This window comes from Streptomyces sp. HUAS MG56, assembly GCF_058673395.1.
This window is the reverse complement of the sequence record NZ_CM178722.1, coordinates 2,077,406-2,103,278: the sequence shown is the minus strand read 5'-3', so window position 1 is coordinate 2,103,278 and position 25,873 is coordinate 2,077,406. Positions and strand designations below refer to the sequence as shown.

General features: G+C 74.3%; 27 protein-coding genes. 11 read left to right on the top strand and 16 right to left on the bottom strand.

Translation table 11 applies throughout. The annotated features are described in order from the left end of the window. Positions 1 to 61: 61 nt before the first annotated feature. On the bottom strand, positions 62 to 466 hold the full coding sequence (locus tag AC4OXY_RS10190) for a nuclear transport factor 2 family protein (protein ID WP_356023646.1): 405 nt from the start codon (positions 464 to 466) through the stop codon (positions 62 to 64). 72 nt (positions 467 to 538) lie between these two features. Here AC4OXY_RS10190 and AC4OXY_RS10185 point away from each other — a divergent pair, with 72 nt between their 5' ends. Further along, positions 539 to 1,102 carry a PadR family transcriptional regulator gene (locus AC4OXY_RS10185; protein ID WP_376295179.1) on the top strand — a complete coding sequence of 188 codons (564 nt, stop codon included), beginning with the start codon at positions 539 to 541 and terminating at the stop codon, positions 1,100 to 1,102. 4 nt (positions 1,103 to 1,106) lie between these two features. Further along, the gene (locus AC4OXY_RS10180) at positions 1,107 to 1,862 is read left to right on the top strand and encodes a class I SAM-dependent methyltransferase (protein ID WP_491993729.1); all 756 of its coding nucleotides are present in this window, start codon (positions 1,107 to 1,109) and stop codon (positions 1,860 to 1,862) included. Here AC4OXY_RS10180 and AC4OXY_RS10175 read toward each other — a convergent pair. The 5 genes from AC4OXY_RS10175 to AC4OXY_RS10155 all read right to left on the bottom strand — a co-directional run bounded on the left by AC4OXY_RS10175 (position 1,832) and on the right by AC4OXY_RS10155 (position 6,156). Continuing rightward, positions 1,832 to 2,590 carry a GntR family transcriptional regulator gene (locus AC4OXY_RS10175; RefSeq protein ID WP_356023652.1) on the bottom strand — a complete coding sequence of 253 codons (759 nt, stop codon included), beginning with the start codon at positions 2,588 to 2,590 and terminating at the stop codon, positions 1,832 to 1,834. The two genes, AC4OXY_RS10180 and AC4OXY_RS10175, sit on opposite strands and share 31 nt — an antisense overlap. Before the next feature lie 141 nt (positions 2,591 to 2,731). Then, on the bottom strand, positions 2,732 to 3,700 hold the full coding sequence (locus AC4OXY_RS10170) for an acetylxylan esterase (protein ID WP_362822927.1): 969 nt from the start codon (positions 3,698 to 3,700) through the stop codon (positions 2,732 to 2,734). 186 nt (positions 3,701 to 3,886) lie between these two features. Then, the gene (locus AC4OXY_RS10165) at positions 3,887 to 4,471 is read right to left on the bottom strand and encodes an Rv1733c family protein (RefSeq protein ID WP_356023656.1); all 585 of its coding nucleotides are present in this window, start codon (positions 4,469 to 4,471) and stop codon (positions 3,887 to 3,889) included. Positions 4,472 to 4,766: 295 nt separating this feature from the next. Continuing rightward, complete coding sequence (locus tag AC4OXY_RS10160; protein WP_491993728.1) at positions 4,767 to 5,558, bottom strand: ferredoxin reductase; 792 nt, start codon at positions 5,556 to 5,558, stop codon at positions 4,767 to 4,769. Continuing rightward, positions 5,551 to 6,156, bottom strand: coding sequence for a sulfite oxidase-like oxidoreductase (locus AC4OXY_RS10155; RefSeq protein ID WP_362822929.1), 606 nt, complete (start codon positions 6,154 to 6,156; stop codon positions 5,551 to 5,553). The genes AC4OXY_RS10160 and AC4OXY_RS10155 overlap by 8 nt, the downstream gene beginning before the upstream one ends. Before the next feature lie 170 nt (positions 6,157 to 6,326). Between AC4OXY_RS10155 and AC4OXY_RS10150 the strand changes: the two genes are divergently transcribed. Further along, positions 6,327 to 7,259: an NADP-dependent oxidoreductase gene (locus tag AC4OXY_RS10150; RefSeq protein WP_491993727.1), complete on the top strand. Its 933-nt coding sequence runs from the start codon at positions 6,327 to 6,329 to the stop codon at positions 7,257 to 7,259. After that, complete coding sequence (locus AC4OXY_RS10145) at positions 7,256 to 8,020, top strand: GNAT family N-acetyltransferase (protein WP_356023662.1); 765 nt, start codon at positions 7,256 to 7,258, stop codon at positions 8,018 to 8,020. The genes AC4OXY_RS10150 and AC4OXY_RS10145 overlap by 4 nt, the downstream gene beginning before the upstream one ends. A gap of 51 nt (positions 8,021 to 8,071) precedes the next feature. On the opposite strand, the gene AC4OXY_RS10140 is transcribed toward AC4OXY_RS10145, so the two are convergent. Next, on the bottom strand, positions 8,072 to 8,470 hold the full coding sequence (locus tag AC4OXY_RS10140) for a MarR family winged helix-turn-helix transcriptional regulator (protein WP_356023768.1): 399 nt from the start codon (positions 8,468 to 8,470) through the stop codon (positions 8,072 to 8,074). Between the two features lie 123 nt (positions 8,471 to 8,593). Between AC4OXY_RS10140 and AC4OXY_RS10135 the strand changes: the two genes are divergently transcribed. Beyond that, the gene (locus AC4OXY_RS10135) at positions 8,594 to 9,721 is read left to right on the top strand and encodes a hypothetical protein (protein ID WP_491993726.1); all 1,128 of its coding nucleotides are present in this window, start codon (positions 8,594 to 8,596) and stop codon (positions 9,719 to 9,721) included. A gap of 66 nt (positions 9,722 to 9,787) precedes the next feature. Here the strand turns inward: AC4OXY_RS10135 and AC4OXY_RS10130 are convergent, their stop codons facing one another. The 3 genes from AC4OXY_RS10130 to AC4OXY_RS10120 all read right to left on the bottom strand — a co-directional run bounded on the left by AC4OXY_RS10130 (position 9,788) and on the right by AC4OXY_RS10120 (position 13,805). Further along, complete coding sequence (locus AC4OXY_RS10130) at positions 9,788 to 11,029, bottom strand: vWA domain-containing protein (RefSeq protein WP_491993725.1); 1,242 nt, start codon at positions 11,027 to 11,029, stop codon at positions 9,788 to 9,790. After that, the gene (locus AC4OXY_RS10125) at positions 11,026 to 12,255 is read right to left on the bottom strand and encodes an AAA family ATPase (RefSeq protein ID WP_491993724.1); all 1,230 of its coding nucleotides are present in this window, start codon (positions 12,253 to 12,255) and stop codon (positions 11,026 to 11,028) included. The genes AC4OXY_RS10130 and AC4OXY_RS10125 overlap by 4 nt, the downstream gene beginning before the upstream one ends. A gap of 77 nt (positions 12,256 to 12,332) precedes the next feature. After that, positions 12,333 to 13,805 (bottom strand): hypothetical protein, encoded by a 1,473-nt coding sequence (locus AC4OXY_RS10120; RefSeq protein ID WP_491993723.1) that lies wholly within the window; start codon positions 13,803 to 13,805, stop codon positions 12,333 to 12,335. Between the two features lie 312 nt (positions 13,806 to 14,117). Between AC4OXY_RS10120 and AC4OXY_RS10115 the strand changes: the two genes are divergently transcribed. Next, positions 14,118 to 14,927 carry a putative protein N(5)-glutamine methyltransferase gene (locus tag AC4OXY_RS10115; protein ID WP_491993722.1) on the top strand — a complete coding sequence of 270 codons (810 nt, stop codon included), beginning with the start codon at positions 14,118 to 14,120 and terminating at the stop codon, positions 14,925 to 14,927. Between the two features lie 12 nt (positions 14,928 to 14,939). On the opposite strand, the gene AC4OXY_RS10110 is transcribed toward AC4OXY_RS10115, so the two are convergent. Continuing rightward, positions 14,940 to 17,018, bottom strand: coding sequence for a SpoIIE family protein phosphatase (locus tag AC4OXY_RS10110; protein WP_356023674.1), 2,079 nt, complete (start codon positions 17,016 to 17,018; stop codon positions 14,940 to 14,942). A 330-nt stretch (positions 17,019 to 17,348) separates the two neighbouring features. Here AC4OXY_RS10110 and AC4OXY_RS10105 point away from each other — a divergent pair, with 330 nt between their 5' ends. Both AC4OXY_RS10105 and AC4OXY_RS10100 read left to right on the top strand, forming a co-directional pair. Beyond that, positions 17,349 to 18,227 carry a hypothetical protein gene (locus tag AC4OXY_RS10105; protein WP_491993721.1) on the top strand — a complete coding sequence of 293 codons (879 nt, stop codon included), beginning with the start codon at positions 17,349 to 17,351 and terminating at the stop codon, positions 18,225 to 18,227. A 118-nt stretch (positions 18,228 to 18,345) separates the two neighbouring features. Further along, on the top strand, positions 18,346 to 18,717 hold the full coding sequence (locus tag AC4OXY_RS10100; RefSeq protein WP_362822937.1) for a hypothetical protein: 372 nt from the start codon (positions 18,346 to 18,348) through the stop codon (positions 18,715 to 18,717). A gap of 16 nt (positions 18,718 to 18,733) precedes the next feature. Here the strand turns inward: AC4OXY_RS10100 and AC4OXY_RS10095 are convergent, their stop codons facing one another. After that, the gene (locus AC4OXY_RS10095; RefSeq protein WP_491993720.1) at positions 18,734 to 19,147 is read right to left on the bottom strand and encodes a tautomerase family protein; all 414 of its coding nucleotides are present in this window, start codon (positions 19,145 to 19,147) and stop codon (positions 18,734 to 18,736) included. Between the two features lie 168 nt (positions 19,148 to 19,315). Here AC4OXY_RS10095 and AC4OXY_RS10090 point away from each other — a divergent pair, with 168 nt between their 5' ends. Beyond that, complete coding sequence (locus tag AC4OXY_RS10090) at positions 19,316 to 21,331, top strand: oxidoreductase (RefSeq protein WP_491993719.1); 2,016 nt, start codon at positions 19,316 to 19,318, stop codon at positions 21,329 to 21,331. Between the two features lie 39 nt (positions 21,332 to 21,370). After that, positions 21,371 to 21,916: a PadR family transcriptional regulator gene (locus tag AC4OXY_RS10085; protein WP_356023684.1), complete on the top strand. Its 546-nt coding sequence runs from the start codon at positions 21,371 to 21,373 to the stop codon at positions 21,914 to 21,916. Between the two features lie 51 nt (positions 21,917 to 21,967). Here AC4OXY_RS10085 and AC4OXY_RS10080 read toward each other — a convergent pair whose 3' ends face one another. Both AC4OXY_RS10080 and AC4OXY_RS10075 read right to left on the bottom strand, forming a co-directional pair. Then, positions 21,968 to 22,453: a hypothetical protein gene (locus AC4OXY_RS10080; RefSeq protein ID WP_356023686.1), complete on the bottom strand. Its 486-nt coding sequence runs from the start codon at positions 22,451 to 22,453 to the stop codon at positions 21,968 to 21,970. A 184-nt stretch (positions 22,454 to 22,637) separates the two neighbouring features. Next, complete coding sequence (locus AC4OXY_RS10075) at positions 22,638 to 23,612, bottom strand: fibronectin type III domain-containing protein (RefSeq protein ID WP_491993718.1); 975 nt, start codon at positions 23,610 to 23,612, stop codon at positions 22,638 to 22,640. A gap of 445 nt (positions 23,613 to 24,057) precedes the next feature. Here AC4OXY_RS10075 and AC4OXY_RS10070 point away from each other — a divergent pair, with 445 nt between their 5' ends. Then, complete coding sequence (locus AC4OXY_RS10070; protein ID WP_356023689.1) at positions 24,058 to 24,759, top strand: glycoside hydrolase family 75 protein; 702 nt, start codon at positions 24,058 to 24,060, stop codon at positions 24,757 to 24,759. A gap of 37 nt (positions 24,760 to 24,796) precedes the next feature. Here AC4OXY_RS10070 and AC4OXY_RS10065 read toward each other — a convergent pair whose 3' ends face one another. Continuing rightward, the gene (locus AC4OXY_RS10065) at positions 24,797 to 25,207 is read right to left on the bottom strand and encodes a PTS-dependent dihydroxyacetone kinase phosphotransferase subunit DhaM (RefSeq protein ID WP_356023690.1); all 411 of its coding nucleotides are present in this window, start codon (positions 25,205 to 25,207) and stop codon (positions 24,797 to 24,799) included. Next, a complete protein-coding gene (gene dhaL, locus AC4OXY_RS10060; RefSeq protein ID WP_491993717.1) occupies positions 25,204 to 25,818 on the bottom strand; it encodes a dihydroxyacetone kinase subunit DhaL in 615 nt (204 codons plus the stop codon). Before dhaL ends, AC4OXY_RS10065 begins: the two co-directional genes overlap by 4 nt. Positions 25,819 to 25,873 lie beyond the last annotated feature (55 nt).

The following is a 25,873-nucleotide window of genomic DNA, read 5'->3' as shown; positions in this document are numbered from 1 at the left end:
GGCGTGCGCACGGGCGGGAACATGGTCCTGGCCTTCGAGAAGGCGACCGCCGAGGGCGTGCTCACGCCGACCGTGCCTCCGCCTCCGCCTCCTTCACGATCCGGTCGAACCGCGCCCCCATGGCCTCCGCGAGCGCATGGGCGCCGGACAGCGGACGGACCATGACCATGAAGTCGTCGATCAGCCCGTCCTCGTTCACGTGGATGAAGTCGCAGCCGGTCAGCTCGCGGTCGCCCACCCGGGCCCTGAAGACCAGCGCGTGGTCGGCGCCGTCCGGGGCGCCGATCTCGCGGACGTACCGGAAGTCCTCGAAGACCTGGGAGACCGTGCGCAGGATCGCCGCGGTGATCGCCTTGCCCGGGTACGGCTTGAAGACGACCGGGCTGCTGAAGACGACGTCCTCGGCCAGCAACGCCACGGCGGCGTCGATGTCCCCGGCCTCCACCGCCTCGCGGAACGCGCGCATCGGATCACCTCGCATAATCAATTAATTGAATAGGTGCGGATGAGATTAATCAACGGCTGCTAGCCTGTCCACATGTCGCTCAAGTACGCCGTCCTGGCCGCCCTGCTGGAGGGCGAGGCCTCGGGCTACGAGCTGTCGAAGGTGTTCGACGTCTCGCTCGCGAACTTCTGGCCCGCCACCCCGCAGCAGCTCTACCGGGAACTGGAGCGCCTCGCGCAGGACGGGCTCGTCGAGGCCCGCACCGTGCAGCAGGAACGGCGGCCCAACAAACGGATGTTCACGCTCACGTCGACCGGCCGGGCCGAGCTGGGCGCGTTCGCCGCCGAGCCGCCGAAGCGGCCCACGGCCGTCCGCGACGAGCTCCTCATCAAGATCCAGGCCATGGACGGCGGCGACCCCGAGGTCACCCGGGCGCTGATCGAGGAGCGCAGGGGCTGGGCGCGCGGAAAGCTCGACCGCTACCGGCGGGTGCGCGAGCGCCTGCTGGACGGGCGCGGCGAGGAGGAGTACCTGCGCACCGCCGAGCGCGTCGGGCCGTACCTCACCCTCATGGCCGGAATCTCCTTCGAGGAGGAGAACCTGCGCTGGTGCGAGCGGGCCCTCGCGGTCCTCACGCGGCGGGTGAGCCTGGGCTGAGACGATGTTCGGTCCCGAAGGCCCCACCCTGCGCGAACTCGCGGTCCAGGCACTGTCGTCCGTCGAGCGGGGCTACGACCTGCTCGCCCCGAAGTTCGACCGCACCCCCTTCCGGACACCGGACGCGGTGCTGGAGTCGGTCGCGACGGCGCTCGCCCCGCTCGGCCCGTTCGCGGACGGGCTCGACCTGTGCTGCGGCACGGGTGCGGGAGTGGAGGCGCTGACCGGCCTGTGCGACCGGAGCGTCACCGGCGTCGACTTCAGCGCGGGCATGCTGGACGTGGCCCGGCACCGGGTACGGCCGCCCGCCGGCGGGCCCGGGGTCGCCTGGGTGCGCGGCGACGCCCGTGCCCTGCCGTTCGCGGCCGCCTTCGATCTCGTGGTCTCCTTCGGCGCGTTCGGCCACTTCCTGCCGAGCGAGCTGCCGGGGCTGTTCGCACGGGTCCACGCGGCCCTGCGGCCCGGCGGCCGGTTCGCCTTCCCGGTGCTCGCCCCGCCCCGCCCGACGCGGCCCGGCTACTGGGCCCTGCTCGGCTTCGACACGGTGATGCGGGTGCGCAACGCCCTGTGGCGGCCGCCGTTCGTCATGTACTACCGGTCCTTCCGACTCGGCGGCGTCCTGCGGGAGTTGGGGGAGGCCGGCTTCGTGACCGAACTGCGGGCCCTGCCGGAGTTCGGGCGGCGCGGCGACGGCGGCCCGCGGGTCCGGCTGGTGGTGGCCCGCAGGCCTCAGCCCGCGGCGGGCAGCGTGAACTCGTAGACCAGCATGTCCTGTTCGTTCACGACCAGGTCGGTGATCTCCAGCGGCCGGGCGTACTGGTCGTGCACCCGGCGGGTCACCCGCACCGAGGAGGCGTCGCCGACCTGGCTGATGGCGTCCCGGTGGTGCAGGGTCAGACCGGCCCTGCGCATCCAGTCGTAGGCCCGTCGCAGTTGCGCCGGGGTGGCCCCGTCGGCCCGGCCCCGGTAGCGGGCCAGCTCCGCGACCTCGGCCAGTGCCACCGCCGAGAACGACGTCACCGCGGTGCGCAGCGACCGGCCGTCCGGGGTGGCCGACCGGTAGCGGTGCACCAGCGTCGGCCGCTGCGGGGCGAGGCCCAGGGCCCGCGCGTGCTCCGGCGGCGGCGCCTCCCAGGTCACCGTGGCCCGGTCGACCGCACACGGGTCCGCCGAGCGGGCGCCCAGCGGGAAGACCGGGGTCCCCGGCGCCTCGACCGGCCGGCCGGGCAGCGTGACATGGCTGCCGCGCCGGTCGGTGGCGACCAGACCGCCCCGGCGCAGCACCTCCAGCGCCTGCCGGACGGTCTCCCGGCTGACCTGGTAGTGGGCGGCCAGGTGTCGTTCGCCGGGCAGCCGTTCGCCGGGCGGAATGGTGCCGGCGCGCAGTTCGTCGAGCAGCAGAGCCGCGATCCGCCCGTACAGGGGCCGGTCGTCGAGCCGTGCGGGTTCGTGGCTCTGCTCGGGTTCGTGCGGGGTGGTGCGGGCCATGCCGCGCCCTCCTGTGGTGACAAGACGTAGCCGTGCGGGCTCATTGCGCGACCACCATTGCATTGGTCTAAACCACAAGGGAAGAGCGGTATGGCGGTTCGGCCGAAACCCGCCCCGCGCTGTCAGACGGACGACGCGCCGTCAGGCGTACGACCGCAGCCAGCGCACCTTCGCCGCCTCGTGGAACGGCCCGCCGCCCTCGTGGTCGTTGAAGTCGTACACCTCGATCGCCTTGTCCTCCTGCGCCCAGGAGTTGAAGGCCGCGAACACCGTCGACGGCGGGCAGGTCTGGTCCTCCAGGGCGGCGGAGAACAGTGCCGGCGCCCGGCCGCGGGCCGCGAAGTGCACACCGTCGAAGTACGACAGGGTGCGCTGCACCTCCGCCGAGCGGCCGCGGTGCGTCTTGAGGAACTGGCCGATCTCCCGGTAGGGGTGACGGTCCGTCAGCGTCGTGGCGCGCGGGAAGTCGCACAGGAACGGCACGTCCGGCGCGACCGCGACCAGGTCCGGGACCAGGCCGCCGACCGCCAGCGCGATGCCGCCGCCCTGGCTGGCACCGAGCGCCACCGTGCGCGCGGCGTCGGCCAGCGGGTGCGAGCGGGCGGCCTCGACCGCGCGTACGGCGTCCGTGAACACCCGCCGGTAGTAGTAGTTCTCGGGCGCGTCGATGCCGCGCGTCATGAAGCCCGGGTACGCCGGTGCCGCGCCGACCGGGTCCGCCGTGCCGCCGCCCGCGCCCCAGGCGCTGCCCTGGCCGCGGGTGTCCATCGTGAAGTGCGCTCGGCCCGTCGACGCCCACAGCAGGTTCTCGTGCGGGAGCCCGCGCCCGCCGCCGTACCCGATGAACTCCACGACCAGCGGCAGGGGTTCGGTGGCGCCGGCCGGCAGCCGCAGCCAGCCCTTGACGGGGTGGCCGCCGAACCCGGCGAAGGTCACGTCGTACACCTCGACCGTCGACAGCCCGGTGTCCACCGGCTCGAAGCGGGCGTCCAGTTCGAGCTCGCGCGCCTGCTCCAGGGTCTTGTCCCAGAAGGCGTCGAAGTCCTCGGGCTCGGTGGACTCGCTTCGGTACGCGTGCAGTTCGTCGAGGGAAAGGTCGAACAGGGCCATCAACAACCGCCTTGGTGAAGGGACAGTGCGTCGACTCACCGTACGGGGATGATCGGAGGACCGGCCAGGCCCAAGGGGGCATGCCCTACGGTTTCCTGATGGGCGACACGCCTGCTCACGCGATGAGTAAGCGCTTGCTCCCGGGTGGTCCCGGTACCCCGGCCGGACACAGTGGTCGGGTCGCTGTCACGTCCTGGGCTGGGTCCACTTCGGCCCGGTGCGCGCCCACCCGCGCTCCCACTCCGCCATCCGGTGCCGCAGCGCGATCCGGCGCTCGATCGCGTGCCCGAGGAGCACGACGGCGGCCGCGCCGCCCGCCGCGCACACGCCGACGGTCACCGAATGCTGCACGATCGCCGCGTCGTCCGGCGGCGGGGCGACGTCCCGGCCCCGCGTGTCGAGCCACACGGAGACCGTGTCGCCGGCCCGGGTCCCCGCCGGCACCCGGGTCCACGCCGTCCGGGTCCCCCTGCCGGGTTCGGTCCAGCGCACCTGGGCGCGGTAGGGTCGCTCACGGTCGCCCTCCACGGCGGACACCCGGCGCGGCGGTTCGCCGATCACCCGGGCGCGCACCTGGTGCCGTTCGGCACGGGCCGCCGCGGCGAGCGAGCCGGCCTGGTCGTACGCGCGCAGGCCCGCGGCCACTCCGGCCAGGGGCACCACCACGAACAGCAGGACGGAGACGACCAGCACCGTCCACGCCTCCACGACGTCCGAGCGGCGCCGCAGCGGATTGCGCTGCCAGCGCCAGCCATGAACCCGGGTCCGCATGTCCACCTCCTCGCCCCGTAGGAGCCGGAGCGCCGGACGGACCGCTTCACGGGCCCGCCGTCCCCCATCGCTCACGCACACGAGCGTCCACACCCGTCTCGTACCCCGTACGGTGCCCCTCGCTCACGCCGCGAACCGCGAGTTCAAGCCCGCTTGGAGCGCGGAACGAGCCATGCGCCCCACGGTCGCGCGCCCGGCCCCGGCGCGCGACCCGGACAGGTGTTCCAGTCCTGCTCCCGACGGTGTTCCGGAGGATGTCTCGGGCCACGTTCCGGACCGTGTTCCGGACGGGGGGTCAGCCGAAGCGCTCGATGCGGATCCGCTCCACCGGCTGCCCCGCCGCGACCAGCAGCCGGGAGGCGTGCTCGGCGAACGCGTTGGACCCGCACACATAGGCCTCCCACCCACCGGAAGGCCGCTCGGCCAGGAGCGGCGCCACATGTGCCGCCGCCATACGTCCCACCGGCACCCCCTGTGGGGCGCTCCGCGTGAACACGGGCGTCGTCTCCGCGCCCAGTTCGGACGCGTAGATCAGCTCCTCGGGGCTGCGCGCGGACACCAGCAGGCGCAGCGGCACGTCGAGGCCGCGCAGCCGGTGGTGGCGCACCATCGACATCAGCGGTACGACGCCGGAACCGGCGCCGACCAACAGCGCGGGCCGGTCGCCCGGCCAGGCGAAGAAGCCGCTCAGCGGCCCGCGCACCTCGACCGTGTCACCGGGTCGGGCCACCGTGTGGAACCAGCCGGAGACCTCGCCGCCCGGGACGTGGTCCAGGGTCAGCTCGATGTGCCCCGAGTCGTCGGGCGCCGACGCGAGGGAGTAGTGGCGCTGCGCGATGTAGCCGTCCGGCGCGGTCAGCCGCAGCATCAGGTGCTGGCCGGGCAGATGCCCCGCCCAGGCGGGCACGGCCAGCCGGAAGGTGGCCGTCCGCGGCGTCTCGCGCCGGATCTCGGTCAGCGTGGCCGTCTGCCACACCGCGGCCGCCGGGTCGCTCACCTCGATCCGCCCCGGCACGGCGAACCGTGTCGCGGGGACGAGGGGGCCGCCGGCCGTGGCCGTCGGGTTCGTCGTCGCCGTCTCAGTCACCGGAGTACCGCTGCTCCTCCCAGGGGTTGCCGCGCCCGTGGTAGCCGTTGCGCTCCCAGAAGCCGGGTTCGTCGTGGTCGAGCAGCGTGAGACCGGCGATCCACTTGGCGCTCTTCCAGAAGTACAGATGGGGCACGATCAGCCGCGCCGGGCCGCCGTGCTCGGACGGCAGCGGCTCGCCGCCGTACTCCCAGACGATCCAGGCGCGCCCGCCGGTGAGGTCCGCGAGGGGCAGGTTCGTGGTGTAGCCGGTGTGCGAGTAGGCCACGGCATGGGTGGCGGACCCCTGAGGCCGCACCACGTCGAAGAACGCGTCCAGACTGACGCCGCCGAAGCGCACGCCGAACTTCGACCAGCCGGTCACACAGTGGATGTCGCCGGCGTACGCCGACTCCGGCAGCCTGTGCGCCGCGTCCCAGTCCCAGCTCTGCGGCCGCTCGACCAGGCCGTCGATACGGAAGGACCAGTCGGCCGGCGCGAGGTCCGGAGTGACCTCGGCGGACAGGACGGGCCAGTCCTCGCCCGCGTCGTACTGCCCGGGCGGCAGCCCCGGGTTGTCGACGCGCGGACGGCCCGTGAAGCCTCGCGTGACGTTCATGGTTCAACCGTACGCTGTCGTTCCGGGTGCTCCGTCCCAGGTCACCGCGTGATCATTGCGCCCGCATGAACTCTTTCGGGCCCCGGGAATAGCTCTGCGGCGCTTCTCCTTTGCGCTCGATGCGGGTGCCGGTACACCGGTGGCAGCGCGAGAGAAGCGAGGAAGAGAACATGCCCAAGGCGTATGTCTACACGCGGCACGGCGGACCGGAGGCCGAGGCGCTGACCGAACTGGACCGTCCGAGCCCCGGCCCCGGCGAGATCCTGATCGCGGTGCGCGCGGCAGGGGTCAACCCCGTCGACTGGAAGCTGCGGAAGGGCTTCCGGCGCCCTGGTGAGAGCGAGCGCCCCTTCCCCCGGGTCTTCGGCAGCGAGGCCGCGGGTGTCGTGGCGGAGACCGGCCCGGGCGTGACCGGCTTCGCGGTGGGCGACGAGGTGTTCGGCAGCACCGCCAGCGGCGGGTACGCGGAGTTCGCCCTGCTCACCGCCGACGTGACCGTCCACAAGCCCGCCGCGCTGTCCTACACCGACGCCGCCACCCTCCCGGTCGCCGCGGCCACCGCCTACGACGGCATCCGCCAGCTCGACCTGCCGGGCGGGACGACACTGCTGATCACGGGCGCCGGCGGCGGGGTCGGCAGCGCGGCCGTGCAGATCGCCCGGGCCTTCGGACTGCGGGCCGTGGGCGTGGCGAGCGAGGGCAAGAGGGAGTTCGTGGAGTCGCTCGGCGCCGTCCACGTCCCCTACGGCCCCTCCGGTCCCGGCCTCGTCGAGCGGGTGCGCGCCGCCGTGCCCGACGGGATCGACGGGGTGTACGACCTGGTGGGCGGGCCGGTGCTCGCCGAGGCCGCCGAACTGCTCAAGGACCGCAGCAAGCTGGTCACCGTCGGCTCCCCGCTGGAGACCGTGGCCGAGCTCGGCGGTGCGCAGGTCCAGCGCGCCCGCACCGCCGCCGTCCTGGAGGCGGTCGCCGACCTCGCCGTGCGCGGCGAGCTGAAGCCGTACGTCACCCGCACCTTCCCGCTGGAGCAGGCCGACCGGGCGCTGCGCGCCGTCGAGGACGGCCACACCCTCGGAAAGATCGTGATCGAGGTGGCCGCGTGAGCCTCATAGCCGGACCGGGCGGCGGCGACCGGACGTCCGCCGCCGCCCCGCACGTCCTCGACCGCCCCGCCCTGGCCGCGCTGACCGGCCCGCACGCGCGCTTCGCCGAGTGGCGCGGCCGGGTGGTGCGCTATCCCGTCGACGTCACCCCGTGGCTCGCCCTGCCCGACGAGCCGGACGCACGGGACTGGGCGGACCTCGCAGCGCTGGCGGGTCCCGGCGCGGAGGTTCCGCTGCTGGGCTACCGTGGCGAGGTCCCCGACGGCTGGGAGATCACCTTCCGCGTCGAGGGCGTGCAGCTCGTGGACGACGGTCTCGACGCCGCGCCGGACCCGGAGGCGGTTCCGCTCGGCCCGGCGGACGTGCCCGAGATGCTCGACCTCGTGGCACGCACCCGGCCCGGACCGTTCCTGCCGCGCACCATCGAACTCGGCACCTACCTCGGCGTCCGCCGCGGCGGGGCGCTGATCGCCATGGCGGGGGAGCGGCTGCACCCGCCGGGCTGGACCGAGATCAGCGCGGTCTGCACCGACCCGGCCCACCGCGGCGAGGGCCTCGCGACGCGGCTGATCCGCGCCGTCGCCCACGGCATCCGGGAGCGCGGCGAGACGCCGTTCCTGCACACGGGCGCCCAGAACACGAACGCGATCCGGCTGTACGAGTCCCTGGGCTTCCGGCTGCGCCGCCGCACCGCGTTCGGCGCGGCCCGTGTCCCCGAGCGCCTGGCCGAGGACGACCACGCGGCGGTGCCGGTGGCGTAGCCGTAGCCGTCGCGGGAAACCGGCGTGCGCCGCGCCGCCGCACCCGGAGTCTCACTCGGCCCCGGAGTCGCCCCGCCCCGCGTTGTACCGCTCCAGATAGGCCGCGAAGCGGACCAGGTCCTCCTGAGGCCAGTCGGCGAGCCGCTCGTGGAAGGCGGCCCGGCGGCTGCGGGTCACCTGGGCGAGGATCTCCTCGCCCGCCTCCGTGAGATGGAGCACCTGGACCCGGTGGTCCTCCGGGTCCAGCCGGCGCTCGATCAGCCCGGCCCGCTCCAGCGCCGCCACCTGCCGGCTCACCGTGGACTTGTCGAGGGCGTAGTGCGCCGCGAGGTCCGTGGCCCGGCAGCCGCCCTGCTCCTCCAGGTGGCCGAGCAGGGTGTACGAGACCAGCGACAGCTCGGGGTGCATGCGGCCCGCCGAGGCGCGGGCCCGGCGGGCGAAGATCGTCATCTCGCGCTGGATCGTCTCGACGGCCGACTCCGCTGAGCTCACGGGAATACCTCCTCAGGCGTTCTAGTTGTATAGTACAACTTGAAGCTGAAGTTGTATAAGCCAACCATTGGAGGTCGCCCGATGAGGTCACCGGCACTGCGTCACGTGCTCACGCACCTGATCACCCCGCTGCTGATGTGCATCGGCATGGGGCTCGCGTACATGGGGGCCTTCGTCACCCCCGAGCCGCACCACCTGCCGGTCGCCGTCGTCGGCACCACCCCGCGGGCCAAGGTCTTCGCCCAGACGGTCAAGGACACCGCGGGGGACAAGCTCGACGTCCGTACGGTCGCCACCCGCGCCGACGCCGTCGAACTGCTGAAGTCCCGGGACGTGACCGGCGCCTACGTGCCGAGCGCCAAGGCGCCCGAACTGCTCGTGGCCAGCGCCGCCTCGGACATGGGCGCGACCGCCGTCGAGAAGGTCTTCACCCCGGTCGCCGCCCGGCAGGGCCTCCCGCTGAAGATCACCGACGTGGCCGAGCCGGTCTCCGACGACCCCACCGGCCAGGGCCTGTTCTTCCTGCTGATCGCGGTCAGCATCGGCTCCTACGCCTCGGTCGCCGCCCTCGGCGCCGCGGGCGGCGCGCTCCCGATGCGGATACGGGCGCTGCTCGCGCTCGGCGTCTCCGCCGTCGTCGGCGGCATCGGCACCCTGCTCGCCGGGCCGGTGTTCCACCTCGCGCACCACGACCTCGCGAGCCTGTTCGGCATGGCGTGGCTGTACTCGGCGGGCATCCTCCTCATCGGCGTCGGTCTGCACACCTTCCTCAAGCGCTGGACCACGCTGGCCATGATGGTGCTGTTCGTGATGCTCAACTTCACGAGCTCCGGCGGGTTGTTCCGCCCCGAGCTCCAGAACGGCTTCTTCGGCACCCTGCACGCCTTCTGGAACGGCGCCGGCTTCGTCGAGGGCATCCGCAGCCTGCTGTACTTCGGCGACGACGGCCTCGGGCGCAACGTGTGGACCCTCGTGGTCTGGCTGCTGGCCGGCCTCGTGGTGACCGGGATCGCGGCCCTGTACGAGCGCCCCCGGCACGCCCGGCACGCGGCCGGCCACGGCGAGACCACCGCGGTCCAGCCGGCCACGGCGCCCGCCGCCCCCACCGCCCTCGCCGGGCCCGCCGCGCCGCAGACGGCGGGGGACCAGGAGAAGGCACAGGCCGAGGAAGAGATCGAGGAAGAGGTCGAGGAGACGGTCGGCGTCTGATCCGGCACCGGCCGCCGACGACAGGGAGCCAACCGCCCGGCCGCGGGCGGTGCCCCTGCCGGCGCCTCATCCCGACGCCGAGCCGATCGTCACCACCCGCGCCCACGCGGGCGGTGTGTCCGGCCGGTAGCCGGGATCGTTCTCGTCGTACGACCCGCCGGCCCGCGGGAACAGGCCCACCACCGTCCGGCAGGGCGGCCGTGCCTCGGGCCACGGAGTCTGGCCGTCCGTCAGGACCACCACCACGTCGGGCCGCATGCGCAGCGCCCGGGCGAACCCGGTGCGCAGGTCCGTCCCGCCGCCGCCCACCAGCTCGATGCCCTCCGTGCGGCACAGCGGCTGCACCGTCTGGGCCGCCGCGTCGCAGGACAGCACGGAGACCAGGTCCCGCCGCCCGCCCGACGCCCGGCAGATCGCGGCGACTTCCAGCAGTGCGCTGCCCAGTTCGGCGTCGCTGACCGAGCCCGAGGTGTCCACCACCACACAGACCCGCGGCGGACTGCGCCGCAGACTCGGCAGCACCACTTCGGGCAGCCCGGCCGAGCGCCGCGCCGGACGCCCGTAGCGGTAGTCCTCGCCCACGCCCGACGCCGAGACGGCCGAGCGCAGCGCCGAGCCCAGCAACTGGCGCCAGGGCTGCGGCGGATGGAACACCTCCTCGGCCCAGCGCCGCCAGCCCTGCGGGGCATTGCCCGGTGCGCCCCTGATGCCCTGGGCCACCCGGAACCGGACCGCGTCCCGCTCCTGCTCGCTCAGCCCGTGCGCGCCGTCGGGCCCCAGCTCCCAGGGCCGCTCCAGCCCGTCGGCGCCGCTGCCGCAGTCCAGCCAGGCCTGCCGTGCCAGGCGCGGCCCGAGCCGGAACTGCCGCAGGTAGTCCTCCATCAACTCGCCCGGACGCAGCCCCATTTTCCCCGGTGTCACGGCGTCCTCGGGGCACATCAGACCGTCGCCGTACACGTCGTCGTTGATCTCGCAGTCCGCGGCGATGTTCATCCGCAGCCGCTCCGCCGGACCGGTCAGCCCGCGCTCGCGGGCCACCCGGTCACCGCGCCCGTGATGGTCGCGCAGCAGATGCGCCACCTCGTGCACCCACACCGCCGCCAACTCCGCCACCGGGGTGCGGTCCACGAACGCCGCGGAGACGTAGCACCGCCAGTACCGGTCGACGCCCATCGTCGGCACCTGCCGCGACTCCACCGGGCGCAGCGCGAACAACGCCGTCGCCAGATACGGCCGGACCCGGGCCGCGTGCAGCCGGGCCGCGAACAGCTTGCCGAGGTCCAGCGCCCCGGGCGCGTCCGCCGTCATCGCCGGGCCCCCGCGGTCCGCGCGGGGCGCCGCGCGGCCTCGTCGGCCCGCCGGGACAGCGACACCACCCCGGCCAGCCGCTCGATCGCCGCCGGCACGTCCCAGTCCTCCCGGCGCAGCGCGGCCAGCGTGGCCGCCGGGACGACCACCACGTCCGGCGCGCCGGTCTCCATCGCCCGCACCAGCAGCGCCCAGGCCGCGTCCCAGCGGGCCCGCTCCGGCCGCGCCCGCACCGCGGCCACCACTCCGTCCAGCGCGGCCTGGCACAGATCCCCGCGCTCGGGCAGCACGGCACCCGCCGGGTCGGCCAGCAGCGACTCCGGGTCGGGCAGGTCCATCCGGTCCAGGCTCGCCAGCAGCTCCAGCCCGGGTCCGTCCCCGACGGTGCCGCGGACCAGCAGCGACAGCACGTCCCGCGCGGAACCGGCGGCGGTCGCGAAGGCGATCAGCCGCAGCGTCGCCTCCCAGCTCCGGGGTGACGGCCACGCCCCGCCCCGCCGGCCCTCCCCGTTCGGCAGCTTGTGCACGAGCCCCGGCCGTGCGCCGAGGAACGCGCACACCGCGCGCCGGGCGAAGGCCACGGCCTCCGGCAGCCGCGCCGGGTCGAGCCGGGGCAGGGCCGCGCGCGGCCAGGTCCCGCCGAGACCGCGTACGACGACCTCGTGGTCGTGGGTCCACTGCAGGTGCACGAACCGGTTGGCCAGCGGCGGGCTCAGCTCCCAGCCGTCGGCCGCCGAGGAGCGCGGGTTGGCGGCGGCCACGATCCGCACCCCGGCCGGCAGCCGCAGGGCGCCGATCCGCCGCTCCAGCACGAGCCGCAGCAGCGCCGCCTGCACCGCCGGGGGAGCGGTGGACAGCTCGTCCAGGAACAGCAGCCCCCGCCCGGCGCGCACCAGCCGCACCGCCCAGTCCGGCGGGGCCATCGGGACGCCCTGCACGGCGGGGTCGTCTCCTACGACGGGCAGCCCCGAGAAGTCGGACGGCTCGTGCACGCTCGCGATCACGGTGGTCAGCGGCAGGTCCAGCGCCGTCGCGAGCTGGGTCAGCGCCGCCGTCTTGCCGATGCCGGGCTCACCCCACAGCAGGACCGGAAGGTCCGCGGCCACGGCCAGGGTGAGCGCCTCCAGCTGCATGTCGGCGCGCGGCTCGGTGGTGGTGTCCCGGAGGAGCGTCAACAGGGTTTCGGCGACGTCGAGTTGAGGGGCGGGGGAGACGGAGACAGACATGTGTCATCACCTTGAGGCTTGTGAAGTCGGCTGGAAGGCAAGAGATGTTCGCCAAGTGGGCGTGGTGGGTGGGCGGTTCAGCGCAGCCTGTGGTGGGACTTCCGGTGCCGGGTGTGCTTGCGGTACGGGTCGGCGGGGGCGTGCTCCGGGCCGGTCAGGCCCGCGCGGTACAGGCCGTAGGCGATGCGCCGCTCGGCCGCGGCCGTCAGCTCGTCCCGCAGGGGACCGTCGCGCAGCACCGCGCCTGGACCGAGCAGCGCCTCGACCACGGCCAGGGCCCCGGCGCTGTCGCCGTGGTCCAGCCGTTCCCGGACGCCGGTGAGACAGTCCGGGCGCCGGTGCGCCTCGTCGATGACCCGCAGACACGGCAGCACCGGGCCGCCGAGCGAGGCCAGCAGCTCCTCGCGCCGGATCTCGTCCGGTCCGTGGTCCAGCGGGACCAGGACGCCGTCGACCAGACCGATCCGGTGCCGGGCACCCCGGCAGTCCACGGCGGGTGCCTCCGCCACCGGATCGGCGCCGGGCGGCGGCCCGTCCGGCCGGTGCCCGGGGACCAGCGCGGCGGCCACCAGCGGATGCAGCCCGTCCGGCGTGAGCAGCCCGGCGCGGAGCAGCTCCAGGTCGGGCGGGATCCAGGTCGCCGCGTCGGGCAGCACCGGCACGGCCGAGAGGCCGCCCGGTACACGCCCGGTGACGATCCGCAGGTCCGCCCCGCCGACGTCGTCCACGACGGAGTACGGCCGGTCCCGGGGCCCGCGCCCGGACGGGCCAGGGGGCCCGTCGGTCCGGTCGGCCGCGCGCAGGTGGCCGGCCGGACCGGGGACGTCGCCCCCGTCCGCGGCCACCGCCAGGACCAGCCTGCGCCCGCCGCCGAGCCGTACGGCGAAGGCACCGGCCGGCCGCCCCTCGGCCGCCAGCAGGAGGCGTGCCTCGGCCGCCCACCGGCCGACGGCACAGCCGTGCCCCGGCGGGGCCAGGCCCAGCGGATCGGCGTCCGGCGGCGCAGGCCCGCCGGCCCCCGAGCGGTTGCGCAGCTCGGCCGACCTGCGGGCGTCCCACAGATGCCGGTGCAGATCGAGCCGGTACCGCCGGCTCGGGCGCGGGTGCGGATGGCGGCCGGTCATGGCCCCGGCCGGATCCCACAGGGCGAGGCCGATCCGCTGGCCGGCATCCGCCCAGGCCGGCGGCGTGCGGACCACGAGGTGCAGCGGACCGGCCCGGCCGGACCCGTCGTACCGGGCCAGTGTGAGGGTCAGCCCGGGGCGCAGCAGGCCGTCGGGCGCGATCCTCGGCATGTGCCAGCGCAGCAGGTCGGGGGCGAGATGCCGGAGGTCGGCGCGGAGCCGGGCCGCGAGGTCGTGGCCGTGGGCGCGGGCGACGCGGCGCAGATCGAGGTCGACGTCGATCCGGGCGGCGGCACAGGCCCCCGCCCAGTCCCCGGCGGCACGCCGGGCGGTGGCCGGCTCGATCATGGACGGTGGCACGGCGTACGCACGCACGCGCTGCCACAGGGAAAGACGGGAATTCCCGTACGCGGTCGACGTGAGCATCAGCGCTCACCTTGCGCGGACGGGACCCCCAATCGCAGAGTCGGGTGAGTCGTCATCGCGGGGATCGTAACCACGGCCCGGGCGGCGCGTCACCCGCTTTTCCGCAGGGTCCGCCGGGGCGGCGCCGCGCGGCCGTTGGGGTAGGGTGGCCGTCCGGTCGCGAACGGTCGCGGCCCCGACGGACGAGGAGGTGGGACCCATCACCGCTGTGTCAGCCGGGGTGCTCTCTCCTCAGGACGGCGCGGTGCACCGCTAGCGGTGACCGCGGGGAGCGCCCACCGGTCAAGCGCTCCCGAAAGGCTCACGCCCTCCGTGCACTCTCCTTTTCCTCCTGACGCCGTTTCTCCCGATGCCGTTCCTCCTGAAGCCGTCGTCTCGGCGCTGCGCGCCGCCGGGTGCGTGTTCGCCGAGGACGAGGCGGAGTTGATCCTCGCCACCGCCCGGACCGACGCGGAACTGACCTCGATGGTGGACCGGCGCGTCGCGGGGCTCCCGCTCGAACAGGTCCTCGGCTGGGCCGAGTTCCACGGGCTGCGCATCGGCGTGGCACCGGGGGTGTTCGTCCCCCGCCGCCGCACCGAGTTCCTGGTCGACCGGGCGCTGGCCCTGGCGCCGCACGCGTCCGTCGTCGTGGACCTGTGCTGCGGCTCCGGCGCGCTCGGCGCGGCCCTGGCCGCCGCCCTGGACGGCGCCGAGGTGCACGCCGCCGACATCGCCCCGGCCGCCGTCCGCTGCGCCCGCCGCAACCTCGCCCCCTTCGGCGGCCGGGCCCACGAGGGCGACCTCTACGACGCCCTTCCCGCCGGACTGCGCGGTCGCGTCGACGTCCTGCTGGCCAACGTGCCCTACGTCCCCACCGCCGAGGTGCCGCTGCTGCCGGCCGAGGCCCGCGACCACGAGCCACTGGTCGCCCTGGACGGCGGTGCGGACGGCCTCGACGTGCTGCGCCGGGTGGCCGCCGAGGCGCCCGCGTGGCTCGCACCGGGCGGCCGTCTGCTGTCCGAGACCGGCGAACGCCAGGTCCCGGCCGCCCTGCGCGCCTTTGCCGACGCGGGTCTGACGGCCCGTCTGGCGGAGTCGGAGGAGCTGTACGCGCACGTGGTCATCGGCGAACGGCCGTAACGTCCGCCTCAGTTACGGCAGTTCCTGGGCCCGGGCGATGAGCAGGGCGACGTCGTCGTGGTTGTCGGGGTGGTGCAGGGTGCGCAGGAGGAGGTCGCAGGTCTCCTCCAGGGGGCGGGCGGGGTCGTCGAGCAGGGACAGCAGGAAGTCCAGGCGCTCGTCCAGCGAGTGGCAGCGGGTCTCCACCAACCCGTCGGTGTAGAAGACGAGTTCGTCGCCGGGCGCGAAGTCGACGGTGACGGTGGAGAACTCGATCCCGCCCACTCCCAGCGGTACCCCGGTCGGCAGGTCCAGCAGCTCCGGCGGCCGGCCGGGGCGGACCCGGGCGGGGGGCAGATGACCGGCGTTGGCGATCCGGCACTGCCGCAGATGCGGGTCGTGGACGGCGTACACACAGGTCGCGATGGAGTGGTCCAGGGCGGACGTCGTCTTGTCCAGGTGCTCCAGCAGCAGCGCCGGGTCCAGGCCGAGGGGGGCGAGCGTGGTGGTCGCCGTGCGCAGCCGGCCCATCGTCGCGGCGGCGCTGATCCCGCTGCCCATCACGTCGCCGACCACGAGCGCGGTCCTGCCGCCCTCCAGCGGGATGACGTCGAACCAGTCGCCGCCGACCTCGCTCGTCGCCCCGGCCGGCTGGTAGCGCGAGGCCACCTCCAGGCCGGTGGTGACCGGCGGATGGCTGGGCAGCAGGCTGCGCTGGAGCGTGAGGGCGGTGTTGCGGGCGTTCTGGTACCAGCGCGCGTTGTCGATCTGCACCGCCGCGCGGGCGGCCAGCTCGCGGGCGAGCAGGACGTCGTCCTCGTCGAACGGCGCGGGATTGCGGGTGCGTTTGAGGTCCAGGGCGCCGAGCACCTCGCCGCGGGCGATCAACGGGACCGCGAGATACGAGTGCAGGCCCGCCCGGCCCAGGAGCCCGGCGGCCTCGGGGGAGCGGGCGATGCGCGGCAGGTCCTCGTCCTTCACGTGCGGCACCAGGACCGCCTCGGCCGAGCGCACGCACTCGGTGACCAGCCGGTCGGGCTCGTACCGGGCGGTCGCGCCGGGCAAGTCCGCGGCCCGTACGGCCTCCGAGTCGTCCTGGGGGCGCACCGCGAGGGCCCGGATCACCGCCGGCTCCGTCGGGCCCAGCGTGCTGCGCCGGCCCTCCACCACCGTGTCCAGCAGGTCCACGGCGGCCACGTCGGCCAGCTCAGGCACCGCGACATCGGCCAACTCGCAGGCGGTGCGGTCCAGTTCGAGCGTCGTACCGATCCGGGCGGAGGCGTCGGCGATGACCGCGAGGCGGCGCCGCGCCGTCTCCGCCTCCACGGAGGCCCGGTGCTGCTCGGTGATGTCCATCACGGAGGCCGCGACGCCCAGCACGTTGCCCAGCGCGTCCTCCAGGCGGTACAGCGACATCGACCAGGTGTGGTCCTGCTCCGGGTCGGCCGACGTACGGCCGACCACGGGCCGGTCGATCACCGGCACCCCGGTCCGCAGCACCTGCCGGGCCTCCGCCTCCAGGGGCTCGGTCGCCAGCAGGGGCAGGACCTCGGCCAGCGGGCGCCCCACGTGGTCGGCGGCGGGCAGTCCGTTGATCCGCTCCAGCGCCGGGTTCACCGAGACGAACCGCAGCTGCGGGTCCAGGACGGCGAGGCCGCTCGGCGACTGCTCGACCATCCGCTCGGAGAGGGCGACGTCCTGTTCGAGGCGCCGCACGGTCGACTGGTCGGCGGCGAGACCGAGCGCGTACACGTCACCTCGGTCGTCCAGCAGCCGCATGTTGCGGAACTCCACCAGGCGGGTGCTGCCGTCCTTGTGCTTGATCGGGAAACCGCCGGCCCAGCTCTGCCCGGTGCGCATCACATCGGCGAAGAGCTTGCCGACCAGCTCGATGTGGCGCTCGTGGACCATCAGCCGGGCGGCGTACTGGCCGAGGGCCTCGTGCGCGCTGTACCCGAACAGCTCCTCCGCCTGCGGGCTCCACAGCACGATCCGGCCGGTGGTGTCCAGCACCACCGACGCCACGCCCAGCACGTCGAGCAGGCCGCCCGGCCGTACCGGCCCGCGGGCGGCATCGCCGCCCTGCGTCACCGGAGCCTCGGCTGCACTCATGCACTGCACCGCCTTCGCCCGTCGGCTCGGCACGTGGTCCCCCGTGCCGGCTGCCCTTGGTCCACCGCGTCACACCCGACTCCCCGGCGCGTTCGCCGGCTACCTCCACCATCTCTCACCGCGGCGGCACGCGTCCGCCGAAGCCGCCGTACCGGGTGCCTCCGCCGCGGCGGTGCGGCCTCCCGGACATCCTGCACGCGTCGTGCGCGCACCGGGAGTGTTCACGCTCATGTTGCTCGATTGGCCTGTACATGACTACGTGGCCGGGTCAGACTGTCCGCCGACCGAGTGCCCCCGTACGCAGCCCCCACCCCACCCGAGGAGTCGGCCATGCCCGTGTCCGCCCGGCAACGTTGTCACACAGTCCTCGCCGGACTCGTCACCCTGGCCACCGCCGCCGTCGTGTCCCTGGCCGCGCCCGTGCCCGCCTCCGCGGCCGACACCTGGACCGAGACCGGTTCCGACCGCGCCGACCCGCTGACCGAGAGCCAGGGGCTGACCTCGGTGGAGGTGCCGGCGAACAGCCCCAACCACTACACCGGTATCGGCACCATCCCCCTCAGTGTCTCCGTTCGTGGCTGGAACCACGTCGGCGACCCCGACGCCTCGTACAACGGCTACTACGTCGAGCCCTACCAGCAGGACTCCGGCAACTCGAAGATGTACCGCGTGCAGGCGCCCGACGGCACCTGGTCGGAGTACGTGCACACGCTCAGCTCCGGCGAGGCCCTGAACAACTCGTGGGACGCGATCTCCCCCGACGGCCAGTGGATGCTCTCGGGCGAGTGGGGCACGATGAACCGCCTGCTGGTCTTCCCGACCCCCGGCGTCAACGCGAGCACCTCGCCCTCGGCCGACCTCCCGCTGGCCTCGAAGGTCGACCTGGACCACCCGGTCCGTGACGTCCAGGGCTGCGACTTCTCCGGCCCCACCACCCTGCTGTGCTCCTCGGACGACCCCGACGGCAGCCTGTTCGGCATGACCAAGCCGCTGCTCCAGATCGACCTGTCGGCCACCCCCGGCTCCTCGGACGTCACCGGCCACGTCACCGCCCTGCGCCAGCTGCCGCTGCGCAGCTCCTGCTCGGGCACCTTCGAGGTGGAGGGCATCGACTACGACCGGCGCACCGGCATCCTGCGCGTGATCGTGATGTCGCCCGGCTTCTGCATCCTCACGGACAGCAAGACGTACAAGTTCACGCGCGGCTGAACCCCGGCTGGGGGTGTGCTCACGGGCCCGTGGTGCTTTCCTGAGGGGGGACGGGGATGGACGGGGCTCGGCGGGGGTACCCCGTTCCACCGCAGCGCGGCCACGAAAGGAGCGATCAATGGCACACACGGAGCGGTCGCATCCGGAAACCGTCACGGTGGAGATCAGCGGCTCCAAGGAGGACGCCCGCATCGTCTTCGACGCCCTGAGGTCCTGCTTCGCGTCCGACCGGGGCGCCGAGGAGGTACCCCAGCAGTTGCACGAGGTCCGGCCGATGGTGTGGCTCGGCACCTACGACATCGCGGACGAGCATGTGCCGCACTGTGCGCCGGTCCACCTCGGCTCGCCCGTCCAGGCGGACGTCCAGGGCGGCTACTGGGCCGTGGACCGGTTCCGGCACACCCTGGACTCGATCTTCACCGTCCAGGAGACCTGCACGGCCTCCGGCGACCAGGAGCGGGATCTGCACCTGCGCCTGGAGAGCGCCTGACACCGATCGCGCAGCGTCACCGCAGCGCCCCGGCCGGCCCCTCGCCGTCCGGGGCGTACTGCGCCACGCCGTTCCCGAAGGACCAGTCGGCGGACGCGTTCTCGGTGAGGGTGACGAGCACGTTCGCCGGGTCCGTGCCCGTGCGCTCGTGCACCAGCTCGGCGATCCGCCGGTACAGCGCGCGCTTGCGGTCCGGGGCGCGCCCGGCGCGCAGGGTGATCGCGACGAACACCACCAAGTCGTCCTTGGGCACGCCGAGGTGGGCGTCGTAGCGGAGCGTGCCGGTCACGCCGTCGTGGCCGGTCAGCACCTGGAAGCGGTCCTCGGGCGGGACGCCGAGCGTCTCCACCAGGGCGCCCTGGACGGCCTGGCCGAGCGCGTCGAGCCGGGCGGGGTCGGTGCCGAGCGTGTCGATCCGGACGAAGGGCATGGCGGTCCTCTCGGAGGCGGGTGGCGGTCCGTGCTCTGCCGTGCGACTGTACATACTAGTAGGTACAGAGTGGTCGGTGTCACCCTCCCATAGTTGTGCAACTAGTTGCACAAAGGCTCGGGTGTCCTCTACAACAAGGAGTGACGACACCCGTGCACGGAGGGCCCGATGAGCCGTTACCCGCATCTGATGACCCCGCTCGACCTGGGCTTCACCACCCTGCCCAACCGCGTGCTGATGGGCTCCATGCACGTCGGCCTGGAGGAGGCCGAGCGCGGCTTCGAGCGGATGGCGGCGTTCTACGCGGCCCGCGCGCGCGGCGGCGTCGGCCTCATCGTCACCGGCGGCATCGCGCCCAACGACGAGGGCCGGCCGTACGAGGGCGGCGCCAAGCTCACCACCGAGGCCGAGGCCGAGCAGCACCGGACCGTCACGGAGGCCGTGCACCGCGAGGGCGGCCGGATCGCGATGCAGATCCTGCACTTCGGCCGGTACGCCTACCACCAGGACCTCGTCGCGCCGAGCCCGCTCCAGGCGCCCATCAGCCCCTTCGTGCCGCGCGAGCTGAGCGACGCCGACATCGAGCGGACCATCGACGACTACGCCCGCGCCGCCCGCCTCGCCCGGCAGGCCGGCTACGACGGCGTGGAGATCATGGGCTCCGAGGGCTACCTCATCAACGAGTTCATCGCCCTGCAGACCAACCGGCGCACCGACCGCTGGGGCGGCTCCTACGAGAACCGGACGCGCTTCCCCGTCGAGATCGTCAAGCGGGTGCGCGAGGCCGTCGGCGAGGACTTCATCGTCATCTACCGGCTGTCCATGCTGGACCTGGTTCCGGGCGGTTCCTCGCTGCCGGAGGTCGTCACCCTCGCCAAGGAGATCGAGGCCGCCGGGGCGACGATCATCAACACCGGCATCGGCTGGCACGAGGCCCGCATCCCCACCATCGCCACCTCGGTGCCGCGCGGCGCCTACACCTGGGTCACCAAGAAGCTGATGGGCGAGGTGTCCGTCCCCCTGGTGACCACCAACCGCATCAACACCCCCGAGGTCGCCGAGGAGTTGCTGGCCGGCGGCTTCGCCGACATGGTCTCCATGGCTCGCCCGATGCTCGCCGACCCCGACTTCGTCGCCAAGGCCGCCGCCGGCACGCCCGAGGCCATCAACACCTGCATCGGCTGCAACCAGGCCTGCCTCGACCACACCTTCAGCGGCAAGATCACCTCCTGCCTGGTCAACCCGCGCGCCTGCCACGAGACCGAGCTGGTGCTCGCGCCGACCCGGCTGAAGAAGCGCGTCGCCGTCGTCGGCGCGGGACCGGCGGGCCTCGCCTGCGCCGTGAGCGCCGCCGAACGCGGACACGCGGTCACGCTCTTCGACGCCGCGAGCGAGGTCGGCGGTCAGCTCAACGTCGCCCGCAAGGTCCCCGGCAAGCAGGAGTTCGACGAGACCCTGCGCTACTTCCGCCACCAGCTCGACGCGCACGGCGTCGACGTACGCCTCGACACCTGGGTCACCGCCGAGACCGTCACCGGCTACGACGAGGTCGTCGTGGCGACCGGCGTCACCCCGCGCACCCCCGACATCCCGGGCGTCGACCACCCCCGCGTCCTCGGCTACCTCGACGTGCTGCAGGGCGGCGTCGCCGTCGGCGACCGGGTCGCCGTCCTCGGCGCCGGCGGCATCGGCTTCGACGTCGCCGAGTACCTCACCGACGGCGGCGACAAGGCGAGCGAGGACCCCGCGACGTACTTCCGCGGCTGGGGCGTCGACATGGACTACCGGACGCCGGGCGGCCTCGCCGCACCCGAGCGGCCCGCCCCGCCCCGCCAGGTCCACCTGCTCCAGCGCAAGACCAGCAAGGTCGGCGCCGGGCTCGGCAAGACCACCGGCTGGATCCACCGCACCGAGCTGAAGCACCGGGGCGTGACCATGGTCCCGGGCGTGCGCTACGACCGCATCGACGACGCCGGACTGCACATCACCGTCGGCGAGGAGAGTACGGTCCTGGAGGTCGACACGGTCGTCCTGTGCACCGGCCAGGAGCCGCGCCGCGACCTGTACGACGAGCTCGCCGCCGCCGGGCGCAGCGTCCATCTGATCGGCGGCGCGGACGTCGCGGCCGAACTGGACGCCAAGCGGGCGATCAAGCAGGGCACGGAGCTGGCGGCGGCGCTGTAGGGCGCCTGCCGCACCTGCCCGCCTCCCTAGGATGAGCCCATGTCACTCCCGCACGCGATCCTCACCGCCCTGCTGGAAAAGCCGTCGTCGGGACTGGAACTGACCCGCCGCTTCGACAAGTCGATCGGCTACTTCTGGTCCGCGACGCACCAGCAGATCTATCGCGAGCTGGGGAAGCTGGAGGCCGACGGGCTCATCCGCGCGCTGCCGGCGCAGGCGCCGGCCCGCGGGCAGAAGAAGAGCTACGAGGTCCTGCCCGCCGGCCGCGCCGAGCTGGCCCGCTGGACCGCGGCCGCGCAGGACCCCAAGCCGCAGCGGGACGTGCTCCTGCTGCGGCTGCGGGCCGCCGCGGTGGTCGGCACGGCGGGTCTGGAGGCGGACCTGCGCCGCCATCTGGAGCTGCACCGGTGGCAGTTGGCCGAGTACCGGGGGATCGAGCAGCGGGACTTCCCGCCGGACCGGGACGCCCCCGAGGACCGGCTGCGCCACCTCGTGCTGCGGGCCGGCATCGACCTGGAGACCTTCTGGACCCAGTGGCTCACCCACGCGCTGAGCGAGCTCGCCGACCTGCCGGACGGCGCCTGAGCCCCGCGCGGGGCGGGCGCGCCGGTACGGCCGTGTCGAACCGGAACGGCGTCAACGGCGGCGCAGGTACCGGCCCGTGGCGGCCACCCCGCTGCCGACCAGGGCCGCGCCGATGCCCAGCGTCAGCGGGCCGTAGTCCCGGGCGGCGCCGCCGAGGCCGCCCATGATGCCGAGGGACGGCGCGGCCGAGGACGACGGGACGCGCACCGACCGGGTGCCCGCCGTGCTGCCGCCGGAGCAGACCACGACCACGGTGTACGTCCCCGGGCGCACGCCCGACCAGGTCGCGGACTGGCCGGCGGCCGTGCCCGCCAGGGCGCTCCGCCTGCCCGCCGAGACGTTCGTCTGCCGCCCGGTCAGCAGGGCGGCGCTGCCCCAGCTGCCGTCGGTCCGCGTGCACGCGCTCGTGACCACCGAGACGGTGGACCCGACGGCGCTGACGGAGATGCCCGGCTCCGCGACGGCCTGGCCGCCGGGAAGCGCGAGGGCGGCGGCCAGGACCGGCCCGGAGCGGAGCAGAAGACGCGTGCAGCACATGGCCGGCCTCCGGCGGCACGGCCGGCGGTGCGTCCCATGGGCCGCCGAGGGTCGGGTACGTCCGTGCGCCTGGGCAGCAGCCAAGGCGCCGGCGCGGGGGCCTGCATGCGGGAGGCGGCCGGTCAGGTGACGGTTTCCTCCGTGCGGCGCAGCATCGCCCGCTCGTCCGCCCCGATCACCGGTGTCAGGTGGTCACCGTTCGTTCCTGTGACCAGCCGCCCCAGGTGCCGTCCGGCAGCCGGGCCCGTAGCCGTACCCGGTGTTCCGCGCCGGGGCCGGTGCCGGAGCCGCCGTAGAAGCTGTAGCTCGACCGCCCGGTCGGCGGTGTGCCGCCCCACACCAGCGAGGTGGCCGCCCTGCCGTCGAGCTCGATCTGGTACTCGGTGATCACCCCGTCCGCGGCCGGCGGGTCCCAGGACAGATCGATGCAGGAGGCCCCGCCGGACCGGTGGGTCCCGGCGGTGAAGCCGGTGGGCGCGGTGGCGCGGCCGTCGTCGGTACCCGGCGTGGTGAGGCGGACCGGTCCGCTCGCGGGGGAGAGGTTGTCGGCCGCGTCCCGGGCCCGGACCGTGAAGACGTAGGCGGTGCCCGGGCGCAGCCCGGTGACCACGGTCGCCGTCCGGCCGCCGCCGACGGTGTGGATCCTCGCCCCGCCCTGGTAGACGTCGTACGAGACCACGCCCCGGTCGTCCCGGGAGGCGCCCCAGGACAGCTGGACCGCGCGGCTGCCCACGACCCGCCCGACGGGCGCCGACGGCCGGGTCGGGGCCGAGCGGTCGGCCGCCACCCGGGCCGGGGTCCGCGCCGGCACCGCGCGGCTCGGCGGACCGAGGCGGCCCTGGTCGTCCCGGGCCCGCACGGTGAAGGCGTACCGGGTGGACGGCCTGAGCCTGACGACGTCCACCATGTGCTGCGAACCCGGCACTTCGGCCGCCTTCGTGGTGCCGCGGTACACCTCGTAGGTGCGGATGCCGGGACCGTCGGTCACCGCGTTCCACATCACGTGCACGCTCGTGGCGCTGCCCGCCAGCGCGGTGACCCCGGTCGGCGCGCCGGGGGCACGGCCGTCGTCGGTGTCGTCGGCCCGGCTCCAGCCGCAGGACGCGACCAGCAGCAGGGCTCCGCAGACCAGAACGAGCGGCAGGGGTGCGCGTCGCACGGCTCTGCCTCCCCTCTGCCTCCCCGGGGACGGCATCGGCATCGACCTCAAAGGTCCGGACCAATATGCCCGGCGGGCGCGGCGGCGGCAAGAGGGTCGTACGGGGTGACCGGCGGGCGGGACCCGTGTTGGTGACCATCCGGGAGAGTTACGTATGCTGAGGCTCCCTGCGGCTGAACTGACCGAGAGGACACGGGAGTTCACGCCGCCGGCGCGGACACGCTGTCGTCGCCGGAGCCGCGCCGACGCGGGCGGCCGGGGGATCCGGGCCGGCTTCGCGCCCGGATCCCCGGCCCCCTGTGGTCACAGATAATCCTCTTGTCCCTCACGGGGCGTCAGAAGCGTGCTCCATACGGCCCCTTCGGAGCGGCCCGAACGGTCGCGGGCACGAACCCGCAGCACAGTGGCGCGGGTCCGCCCGTCCTCGACGAGAGGGTCCCCCATCGTGCGTGTCCAGTCGCTGACGCTGGCCGCGGCCGGCGTAGCCCTGCTCGCCCCGGCCGCGGTGCCCGCGGCCGCTGTAGCCGTCCCGCCGCGGGAGCGCCCCCAGGCCCGGAGCGAGGGCGCCGTCGCCGCCACCGAACTGCTGTCCCGGGTGGGCGAATGCCACCAGATCTCCCGGGGCCGCTATCGCACCGACGCCGACCGCCCCGCGACCGTACCCGTGTGCGGGACACGGGACGCCGTGTTCTGGAAGGCCGACCTGGACATCGACTGCGACGGCCAGAGCACCGCCCACTGCAACCGCGGCACCGACCCGGGGTTCGCCGCCACCACCGCCTACCCGCAGTCCAACGGCCGCGGCCTGAACGCCGAGACACTGCCCTACATCGTGATTCCGGCACCGAGCCGGATCTGGGACCACCGCGACGACGGCGTGCGCGGCGGCGCCGTCGCCGCCGTCGTCTACCGCGACCGGGTGCAGTACGCGGTGGTCGGCGACATCGGCCCGCGCGACCTCATCGGCGAGGCCTCCTACGCCACCGCCCGGGGTCTCGGCATCAGCACCGACCCGAACGACGGCGGCGCGCCCTCCGGCGTCACCTACATCGTGTTCAAGGACTCCCGCGTGAAGCCCGTCGAGGACCACGCGGCGGCGGTGGCGACGGGAGAGCGGCTGGCCCGCCTGTTCGCGACCGGCCAGTGACCGCCCCGCCCCTCCGCCCCCGCCGCCCGCGCGGCCGTCATGCCTTGCGGTAGGTGTACGCCTCCGCCGCCGCGGCCTCCACCGCGTCCAGGCCCGCTCCCGCGGCGGCGGTGACCACCGCGGCCACCGCGCCCTCGACGAACGGCGCGTCCACCAGGCGGGTGCCGTCCGGCAGTTCGTCGCCCTCGGCGAGCAGTGCCTTCACGGTCAGCACCGCGCTGCCGAGGTCGCCGAGCACCGCGACCCCGGCGCCCCGGTCGACGGCGGCAGCCGCGGCGGAGATCAACTCGGCGCTGGTGCCGAGCCCGCCGTCCTCGGTGCCGCCGGCCGGGGCCACGAGCACCTCCTCGGCCCCGCCCGCGAGACCCTTCGCCAACTGCGCGACCGACGCGGCCACCTCCGCGCTGTGCGACACCAGCACGATCCCGACCAGCTTCTCGTCGCTCACGACCGGCCCCCCGCCGGCGAAGCGGCTGTTTCGAGTGCGGCGATCAGCAGCGCCGACGAGGTCGCGCCCGGGTCCTGGTGGCCGATGCTGCGCTCGCCGAGGTAGCTCGCCCGGCCCTTGCGGGCCTGCAGCGGTGTGGTCGCCTCGGCGCCCTGCTCGGCGGCGGTCCGCGCGGCGGCGAAGCCGTCCCCGAGCGCGGCCACGGCCGGCTCCAGGGCGTCGATCATGGTCTTGTCGCCGACCACCGCCCCGCCGAGCTGCTTCACTCCCTCCACCCCCGAACCCAGCGCCGCGGCCAGCTGCTCCACGCCGACCTCGGCGGCCTCGCCGAGCGCCTTGCCGGTCCGGCGCAGCAGCGTGCCGTACAGCGGCCCGGACGCGCCGCCGACCGTCGAGATGAGCTGCCGTCCGGCGAGCGTCAGGACCGCGCCCGGCGTGGCGGGCTCCTCCTTCTCCAGGGCGGCCGCCACGGCCCGGAAGCCGCGTTGCAGATTGCTGCCGTGGTCGGCGTCCCCGATGGCCGAGTCGAGTTCGGTGAGCCGCTCCGCCTCACGGTCGACGGACGCGGCGGTCACCGCCATCCAGCGGCGGAAGAAGTCGGCGTCGAGCACTGGATCTCCTTGCGTGGTGAGGGGGTTGAGCAGTGGAAGCCGGGGGGTGGGAGGC

What these genes read in the sequence shown, in the direction of transcription:
- AC4OXY_RS10185 (WP_376295179.1), top strand. Translation starts at nt 539, where the DNA reads ATGTCGCTCAAGTACGCCGTCCTGGCCGCCCTGCTGGAGGGCGAGGCC.
- AC4OXY_RS10085 (WP_356023684.1), top strand. Translation starts at nt 21,371, where the DNA reads ATGTCACTCCCGCACGCGATCCTCACCGCCCTGCTGGAAAAGCCGTCG.
- AC4OXY_RS10190 (WP_356023646.1), bottom strand. Translation starts at nt 466, where the DNA reads ATGCGCGCGTTCCGCGAGGCGGTGGAGGCCGGGGACATCGACGCCGCC.
- AC4OXY_RS10170 (WP_362822927.1), bottom strand. Translation starts at nt 3,700, where the DNA reads ATGGCCCTGTTCGACCTTTCCCTCGACGAACTGCACGCGTACCGAAGC.
- AC4OXY_RS10130 (WP_491993725.1), bottom strand. Translation starts at nt 11,029, where the DNA reads ATGACGGCGGACGCGCCCGGGGCGCTGGACCTCGGCAAGCTGTTCGCG.
- AC4OXY_RS10180 (WP_491993729.1), top strand. Translation starts at nt 1,107, where the DNA reads ATGTTCGGTCCCGAAGGCCCCACCCTGCGCGAACTCGCGGTCCAGGCA.
- AC4OXY_RS10175 (WP_356023652.1), bottom strand. Translation starts at nt 2,590, where the DNA reads ATGGCCCGCACCACCCCGCACGAACCCGAGCAGAGCCACGAACCCGCA.
- AC4OXY_RS10135 (WP_491993726.1), top strand. Translation starts at nt 8,594, where the DNA reads ATGAGGTCACCGGCACTGCGTCACGTGCTCACGCACCTGATCACCCCG.
- AC4OXY_RS10110 (WP_356023674.1), bottom strand. Translation starts at nt 17,018, where the DNA reads ATGAGTGCAGCCGAGGCTCCGGTGACGCAGGGCGGCGATGCCGCCCGC.
- AC4OXY_RS10095 (WP_491993720.1), bottom strand. Translation starts at nt 19,147, where the DNA reads ATGCCCTTCGTCCGGATCGACACGCTCGGCACCGACCCCGCCCGGCTC.
- AC4OXY_RS10155 (WP_362822929.1), bottom strand. Translation starts at nt 6,156, where the DNA reads ATGAACGTCACGCGAGGCTTCACGGGCCGTCCGCGCGTCGACAACCCG.
- AC4OXY_RS10150 (WP_491993727.1), top strand. Translation starts at nt 6,327, where the DNA reads ATGCCCAAGGCGTATGTCTACACGCGGCACGGCGGACCGGAGGCCGAG.
- AC4OXY_RS10125 (WP_491993724.1), bottom strand. Translation starts at nt 12,255, where the DNA reads ATGTCTGTCTCCGTCTCCCCCGCCCCTCAACTCGACGTCGCCGAAACC.
- AC4OXY_RS10165 (WP_356023656.1), bottom strand. Translation starts at nt 4,471, where the DNA reads ATGCGGACCCGGGTTCATGGCTGGCGCTGGCAGCGCAATCCGCTGCGG.
- AC4OXY_RS10105 (WP_491993721.1), top strand. Translation starts at nt 17,349, where the DNA reads ATGCCCGTGTCCGCCCGGCAACGTTGTCACACAGTCCTCGCCGGACTC.
- AC4OXY_RS10120 (WP_491993723.1), bottom strand. Translation starts at nt 13,805, where the DNA reads ATGCTCACGTCGACCGCGTACGGGAATTCCCGTCTTTCCCTGTGGCAG.
- AC4OXY_RS10100 (WP_362822937.1), top strand. Translation starts at nt 18,346, where the DNA reads ATGGCACACACGGAGCGGTCGCATCCGGAAACCGTCACGGTGGAGATC.
- AC4OXY_RS10080 (WP_356023686.1), bottom strand. Translation starts at nt 22,453, where the DNA reads ATGTGCTGCACGCGTCTTCTGCTCCGCTCCGGGCCGGTCCTGGCCGCC.
- AC4OXY_RS10140 (WP_356023768.1), bottom strand. Translation starts at nt 8,470, where the DNA reads ATGACGATCTTCGCCCGCCGGGCCCGCGCCTCGGCGGGCCGCATGCAC.
- AC4OXY_RS10090 (WP_491993719.1), top strand. Translation starts at nt 19,316, where the DNA reads ATGAGCCGTTACCCGCATCTGATGACCCCGCTCGACCTGGGCTTCACC.